Here is a 6,982-nt window from a genome sequence, read left to right as displayed (position 1 = left end):
CTAACGGGTTACGTCTCATTGCTTCGAGCGCGTCTTCCCAATACTTCCATTGATCGTTTATCACCCTATTTTGCCTCTCGGACTTCATCTTTCGGACTTCAGTCAGACGACGAGCTACTGTTGTTTTAAGGGGATCAGCATCATCACCGAGGGCTGCCGCCTCACGTTCAATCCGCTCGAGAAGTATTTCCATTTCTGTGACTGACGAGGAGTTCTTATGCTGGACGAGGAACCCCCCGATAATTCGGTGGAGTGCTTGTGTGCCAGTCTCGAGTTTGACCGCTTGCTGGCTTAGTTCAATCTTGCGGCGAAGTGCCTGACATATGGCCCGAACGCGTTCCCGAGTTTCGTCGACTACCGCCTGGAGTTCTTCCGGTTCGGGCCCGTATAAGATTTCGATCAGTTTTTGAAGCACCCCGAACTTGTCATACTCCTGATTCGGTAAGCCCAGTATCTGAGCGAACACTTCCCGTGCCCCAGCGACCAGCCCTTGTTGAGCGAAGTTCTCTGCATTAACCAGTCTCTCCAAGTCCTGTTGCCGTTTCTTGCGGACTTCGGGATGCCAGTCACAAACGTATTTGATGACGGCCCGTCGGTACAGCTCTACGGGGAGGATGTCCTCTGTCGTCACAACTCTGTGGGTTTCAGAACCGTGCGAGCACAAATCCGTGATCAGGAGAACCGAGTCCTCATTAATGAGCTTCTTTTGTTTACGGCCCTTACCAATGATTTGGTCACGAACCTCCCGGCCGCCTTGATCCCCGTCAAGCAGTACGACGGTTGCTGGTATTGGCTCGTCAGACCATTGAGATGCCTGCAAGAGTGGCCCAATGGCAGGAGCACTCTCAGCAGAGACGAGCACCACCGAATTCAAGTCGAGGTAGTCACTCACCGTATCAGGCGTAACAAAAAAGCGGATCAGTTCGGAGAGCAGATACTGATCTGTGGGTCCTTCCAAAAGTAGGTTTGTTGCACCCATAAATAGCGTTTGAGCACAGTCGATTCCGAGCGCCGATCGTATAGGTTCATAGCGCCGCACTCGAGCTTGGTCGACAAATTGGCTTCCTTCCTCGGCGTCTCCTTTTCGAACAAGGCGGATTCGGTGAGGAAAGTTTCGGTTCACGAGGAAAGGTGAGTGTGTGGTGTAGATCAACTGCGTTGTTCCACGCGAGGTCTCCGCTCCGACCAGAGATTCAAAGACGGATAGCAGATTCCTTTGCCCGATGATTGAGAGAAACGAATCCGGCTCGTCCATGAGGATGATCGATCCTCTCTCAGCACGGATTCCTTCTAGTGCTTTGGCTTGAATATAGTAGCTGAGGAAGTAGCGGAGCCCCGAGCTTCGCTCGCGAAACGTGTAAATGGAGCCAGTTTTATCGGAGATCTCGAAGAAAAATGTCCCCTGTTTATAGTTAACCTTGAGAGAGAACGCTTCGTCTTGCTGCCAGTAATGGGCCAGATTGAGCGTCGATTCAACTTCTTGATTCCAAAGAGCTATCAACCCTTCGATGTAACCACGATCACGTCGATCCAAACCGGCGAGCAGCTTTATCGTCTTGGCTTCAATGCCCAGTACATCTCGAAACAGGAGAGCCTCTAGTCTTCCAGTATTCTGACTACCATCTGACTGCTTGTGTAGCGACTCTTTTACCGAGGTCAGTAGTTGGATCATCTGTTCAGAGAGTGTGAACGTTCCGTGAGTGTCAGGGGAAAGCTTTTCTACGAGCGCTGCGGCTTGTTGCCCAGCATCGAAATCGTAGAGTGGAAGCCCAAAAAATTCATCCTGCTCGAGACCATAACCTGAGGATAATTCGGCGAGGGTAACCTGATCTGCGATAGCTAGATCGGATTTGATGAATTTCAACGTGGGAAGATACCTCCGGACGCCTGCTAGCTGATCAATGGTCAGGCGAACTGGTTCCGTGGAAGTCGAAACAAAGAGGTAGGCTTCGGTATCCGAATTATCTGGAGCAAGCACGAGCGTGAGCGCAACGTCTGGGGCGTACTTGAAATGAGATTTGCCCTCAACTCCACTTGCGCGGAGAATTTCACGATACTGGGACTCATCTATATCGCCGAACTGAAGCCCAATATTCGGCCACAAGTCCGCATTCTTATTTCGAAGAGCGGCGAAGTGACAGAGATCAGTTCTGCTAAAGCTCCGGCTATAGTCGCGGTCGTCAAGGATACCCTTACCAGTCAATACCTTGCTGATTGCGCTCAGCAGGTGTGATTTCCCACTTTCGTTACCTCCGACAATCGTTGTGATGTCGCGCTCAATTGGGATCTCAATGAAGGGAAAATCTTGGGCCATCGATTCATCAACGCCCAAACCATTCCAAGGACGTCGTACGGTGTTAGCATGTCGATCCGCGTAACCGAGATAGTTAATGTTGAACGACTTGTACCATCTCAACAACACCTTCGCTATTTTCATTCATCAAGCTCCGTTTCTTAGTTCCAGATAGGATGTTTGACTCCAGGCCAGGCAACGTTGACGTTGTGCTGCCCCTGCGCTCCGAAGAGATACTTCGGGAATATGTTGTTCCTTGATTCCTGCTGTTAGATCATTCGTTCTGAACATTCAAGCACAGTATACCGCTGCAAGAGGTGAAGTCGATGACGTAATAAAAGCTTCGATTGATCTGACACTTAGTCCTTCAACGCCTTCGAGCTTGCCAGAAAACATGAACAAGTTCCGGTAACCCCGCTTCTCAGAACCTTTTGCCCCTTGTACCCCCGTTTTTGGTTCCATATAATAGAATTCAGTCCTGGTTATCGGAACCCGATTTTCGCCGCCCCGGCGCTTGAGGGGCGCGGCCCCGGTTTGCTATCGTGAGGGCACAGGAGGCAACCGGAACATCGTATGAACACACCAACCGCACCGACAACGACCACCCTCACCCTGGAAGCGGCGCTCCAGGGCTTTGTCCGTGCCTTAGCCGGCAAGAACCGCAGTCCAGCCACCATCCGCGCCTATCAGACCGACGTCGGCCAGTTCATCACCTGGATCCACCAGACGAACGTAGTAATCAAACGACCGGACCAGATCGAACGCGTCGATCTGACCGAATACCTGGCCCACCTCGGCAGCCGGCAGCTCTCCGGCGTCTCCCGTGCCCGCAAGCTCGCGGCCTTGCGGGAGTATTTCCGCTTTCTCGAAGACCACGCACTCATTGCCAAGTCGCCGGTAACCGGTGTGGAGACCCCCCACAAAGAGCGCACCGGTCGCACCTACCTGCGACCCGATGAGTACACCAAGCTGCTCTCCTTGGCCGGCGGCAAGCCGCGCGACTACGCCATCTTCCAGGTCTTCCTGCAGACCGGCGTGCGCGTTTCGGAGCTGTGTGCCCTGCGGCTCGATGACGTCGACCTCGAAGGGCACGTGCTGCAGGTCCGGGAAGGCAAAGGCATGGTGGCGCGCTCGATCGCGCTGGAGAAGAAGGCCATTCAGGCGCTGCGGAGCTACCAGGCGGTCCGGCCCGACGTCCTCTCCGATCGCTTGTTTCTCAACCGGGACGGCGATCCCATCTCCGAGCGCGGGGTGCGCAAGCTGGTCACGCGCTACTGCCGCAAGGCCGGCATCACCAAGAAGGTGAGCTGTCACTCGTTGCGACACACCTTTGCCACCTACAAGGCGGAGCGGGGCGTGAGTCCCTTCCAGCTGCAAGAATTGCTCGGGCACGCCAATCTCAACACGACGCAGATTTATGTGCATATGGGAAGACAGAACGCCAGGAAGGTCATGGAGCAGACGAGTTTATAACGGACCAACAACGATGAAGAACCGACGATTCAATCAGCCACCACGAGCACTCCGGAGACCGGGCGTCAGATGCGACAACCTGGTGCTCGTACCCGGTAATCTTCTGGTATACAAGGCGCGCTGGCAGGAGATGGCGAATGCCCTCCCCCACGGAGCTGTGCTGATTGTCCTGCCGGATGCCGATCGACCGCTGGTGCAGACCCTTAAGACGGTCGCGACGTTCTTCGAAGCGGCTGGTCATCCGGTGACAACGCTGCCAGCACGTCAGTTCCGGTGAAGATCGTCTCACGTGGGGTTGGGTCTACCTGATCGTTCTCGGCTTTCGGTTTCGGAGTTAGAATTTATTTTTGTACCTGTGGGCTATTAGCATGTACGTATTGTGGTGTAGGATGCATGTCACCGAGTAAAAGTAAACTAGTAGGTTGGTGGCATGACAAATGAAGTTAAGGAGTTGCTCGACGCCGCAGAGAAACAAGGTTGGCGCGTTGAGCGTACGAAGAAGGGACATTGGCGCTGCTATGCCCCGGATGGAGACACTATCGTAATTGTGCCCGGAACCCCATCAGATCGACGTAGTTTACGGAATGCCGTCGCAGAGATGCGGCGAGGTGGGTTTCAGTGGGAAGGCCGGTGACATGACAACGTGGTCAGTCTCACTAGAAGCTGCGCTGGTGAGGCCAGTTGATGCCTTTGCAGACGTGGTCGATGAACTGCTTTCGATTCTCGAGAGTCGACCTGAGGTACTGGATCCGGTGACGTTTCTGAATGTGCGTGAGCACACCTTTGGAGCTCGCCTTACGGTGCAGGCAGAGGATATGCCATCTGCCGTTGGTCGTGCGATTGAAGTATTTCTACCTTCAGCAGAGTCCTTGGGTCTGTCGTTTATGCTGCGGGGTGGAAATATCCTTACGGAGGACGCTCTGTTTGTAGACGAACCAGCGCATTCGTTAGCCAGTGTTTAGCGGCGACGGTAAGCGATCGCCTACTTGATCGAGAGCCAAGTAAGCTGAGTGTTCCAAACCTCATGAGCGTTCAATGAAGCCCGGTTGAAAAATATCAACCGGGCTTCATTAAACGGACCCGGCCAGACAGCTCTCCCAGATCTTGCGCAACACCGCGGACTACGAACGACATTGGGTCACCGACGTCCAAGCACGGCGAGCGGTCCGGCGCACCCAGACCTTCGTAGCCGCGATCCAAACCGGAGGTGAACGATCATAAGACCCGAGACATCCCCCGCCCGGGCGCTTGATCCCCGCAGACAACAGGTCGTTGCCGAGCTTGAGCACACGATTCTGGCACGCTATCCCGCGGCAACGTTTACGCTGCGGGCCGGGATCGACGACCCAGAAGCGACCTATCTCACGACAATCGTCGACATCGAGGATCCGGATGAGGTGCTCACCCTCGTCCTGGACCGACTCCTGGCGCTGCAGATCGAGGAGCAGCTTCCCGTCTATGTCCTCCCGGTTCACCCGCCCGCGCGCGTGGCCGCGACCATGCAACAGGTCCAACGCGAGCGCCAGGCGCCGGTCCTCCCGCGGAACTCACGCAAGACCGACGCATCGAAGCCGGGGTCGGTCAGCTCCAACGCTAAGGCGTATTTCCAGTCGATCCGACTGCGGACCGCGTCGGCGGCCTGACGATCGGAAAGCCCTTCGGCGAACTGCATGAGCGTGACGAGCGCTAAACGCGCGGGTGACTCGGCTGGCTGACCACGACGCGGAAAGAGTCCCGCGAAGTCGCGATCGACAGAGATAGGCCCGAGAGTGTCGCGCATCCGCAGGTACGCCGTCCCCTTCGGAAAGGCAGCCTGGGCCACACGGACGGTTTCTGCCGGGATCGTACGGACATCGGTCGGGTGACGGGACATAGGGATCTCCTGGGGTAACGGCAGCGACGTCAGAACGAACGTTCTCTCATCCTAGCGAATGAGTTCGCCGCCCGGCCATTGGGTCCCCGGATCTGCAAGCCCTGAATTCGCCAGCAACATCCGTCATGCGAGCAGGTCCAAAGGCCTTGCCACGGCAGATCCGCGAAGCTACGCTGATACCAGCTATGGATCTGGGCGGTTAACTGGCCACAGTCAGGACAGGGCACACGCGTGCGGCATGTCCGAAGGTTGATCGTGATCGCATCAGCCTCGGAGTAGACGGCGCTGAGTTCCAAGCTGGCTGGGTCCGGATTGATGGTTCTGGGTGCCATGGCCATGACCTTGGTGCGGATTAGACGGGAAGGCACCCATTATCGCATGGCTGGCGTCACCAAAAGCTCGGGAGAGCCGTATCATGTGGCGAGGCTTGTTGCGCAAAGTGCTGGAGATCGAGATCAATATCGCGACCGACAATCCGCTCTGCTTCCCATCCGATTCCGATCTCCGCCGGCATGGAGGATTACGTGAGTATGGGGCCGATCTCGGCGCGAGGCGCGGCAAGCATCATTGCCAACGCCACGCGGGTGGTTGCCATCGAGCTGCTCTGCGCGGCATAGGGAGTTGGCCAGCATGAACCGCTCAAGGCCGGCCGAGGTGTGGTGAGGGCCGTCGAGCGGCTGCACGCCGATGTACCGCGACTGGGGAGCGACCGGGTCCTTTCGGGCGATATCGAGCGGGTCGCCGCGCTGATCAGCGCGGGCGAATTCTGCCTGCTGGAATTTTCCGTAACGGTGTGATCGGCATCATGCACTTCAATATGCGATCGGTGAGGAGACGAGTGTAATGGCGTTGGAACATCGTGAGATTCACGCGCCACGCGGTATGACCTTGAGCTGCCAGGGTTGGGAGCAAGAGGCGGCCATGCGCATGCTGATGAACAACCTCGACCCAGACGTCGCGGAGAAGCCAGACGAGTTGATCGTCTACGGTGGCACCGGCAAGGCAGCGCGCAACTGGGAATGCTTTGACGCAATTGTGCGTGAGCTGAAAGCGCTGAAGAATGACGAGACGCTGCTGGTGCAGTCGGGCAAGCCGGTCGCGGTCTTTCGTACCCACGAGATGGCACCGCGTGTGCTGATTAGCAACGCCATGTTGGTGCCACAGTGGGCTAATTGGGACGAGTTCCGTCGGCTCGAGAATCTTGGCCTGACGATGTACGGTCAGATGACCGCCGGAAGCTGGATCTACATTGGCACGCAGGGGATCCTGCAGGGAACCCACGAGATATTCGCCGAGTGTGCCCGCCAGCACTTCGGCGGCTCTCTGACTGGAACCTTGACCGT

General features: G+C 56.3%; 7 protein-coding genes and 2 pseudogenes. 6 read left to right on the top strand and 3 right to left on the bottom strand.

All coding sequences use genetic code 11. The features are described from left to right. A partial coding sequence (locus tag VMU57_RS21555) for an AAA family ATPase (RefSeq protein WP_325387208.1) occupies window positions 1–2,437 on the bottom strand: 2,437 nt, incomplete at its 3' end. Window positions 2,438–2,866: 429 nt separating this feature from the next. Here VMU57_RS21555 and VMU57_RS21550 point away from each other — a divergent pair. The 3 genes from VMU57_RS21550 (at window position 2,867) to VMU57_RS21540 (ending at window position 4,728) form a co-directional block, all read left to right on the top strand. Further along, a complete protein-coding gene (locus VMU57_RS21550; RefSeq protein ID WP_325387206.1) occupies window positions 2,867–3,766 on the top strand; it encodes a tyrosine-type recombinase/integrase in 900 nt (299 codons plus the stop codon). An 82-nt stretch (window positions 3,767–3,848) separates the two neighbouring features. Further along, window positions 3,849–4,043, top strand: coding sequence for a hypothetical protein (locus tag VMU57_RS21545; RefSeq protein ID WP_325387204.1), 195 nt, complete (start codon window positions 3,849–3,851; stop codon window positions 4,041–4,043). 358 nt (window positions 4,044–4,401) lie between these two features. Beyond that, window positions 4,402–4,728, top strand: coding sequence for a hypothetical protein (locus VMU57_RS21540; RefSeq protein ID WP_325387202.1), 327 nt, complete (start codon window positions 4,402–4,404; stop codon window positions 4,726–4,728). Between the two features lie 572 nt (window positions 4,729–5,300). Here the strand turns inward: VMU57_RS21540 and VMU57_RS21535 are convergent. Together VMU57_RS21535 and VMU57_RS23230 are read right to left on the bottom strand one after the other, a co-directional pair. Then, window positions 5,301–5,639: pseudogene (locus VMU57_RS21535) on the bottom strand (transposase); the annotation flags it as partial. Between the two features lie 29 nt (window positions 5,640–5,668). Continuing rightward, the gene (locus tag VMU57_RS23230) at window positions 5,669–5,971 is read right to left on the bottom strand and encodes a transposase family protein (RefSeq protein WP_414648703.1); all 303 of its coding nucleotides are present in this window, start codon (window positions 5,969–5,971) and stop codon (window positions 5,669–5,671) included. Between the two features lie 126 nt (window positions 5,972–6,097). Here VMU57_RS23230 and VMU57_RS21530 point away from each other — a divergent pair, with 126 nt between their 5' ends. The 3 genes and pseudogenes from VMU57_RS21530 to VMU57_RS21520 all read left to right on the top strand — a co-directional run. Beyond that, window positions 6,098–6,256, top strand: coding sequence for an aromatic amino acid lyase (locus VMU57_RS21530; RefSeq protein ID WP_325387210.1), 159 nt, complete (start codon window positions 6,098–6,100; stop codon window positions 6,254–6,256). A 42-nt stretch (window positions 6,257–6,298) separates the two neighbouring features. Beyond that, the gene (locus VMU57_RS21525) at window positions 6,299–6,436 is read left to right on the top strand and encodes a hypothetical protein (RefSeq protein WP_325387200.1); all 138 of its coding nucleotides are present in this window, start codon (window positions 6,299–6,301) and stop codon (window positions 6,434–6,436) included. A gap of 46 nt (window positions 6,437–6,482) precedes the next feature. After that, window positions 6,483–6,982 (top strand): annotated as a pseudogene (locus tag VMU57_RS21520) (urocanate hydratase); the annotation flags it as partial.

It is taken from the genome of Edaphobacter sp. (assembly GCF_035532915.1).
Lineage (GTDB): Bacteria > Acidobacteriota > Terriglobia > Terriglobales > Acidobacteriaceae > Edaphobacter.
The sequence above is the reverse complement of the archived record's forward strand: the minus strand, read 5'-3'. Positions and strand labels throughout refer to the sequence as shown.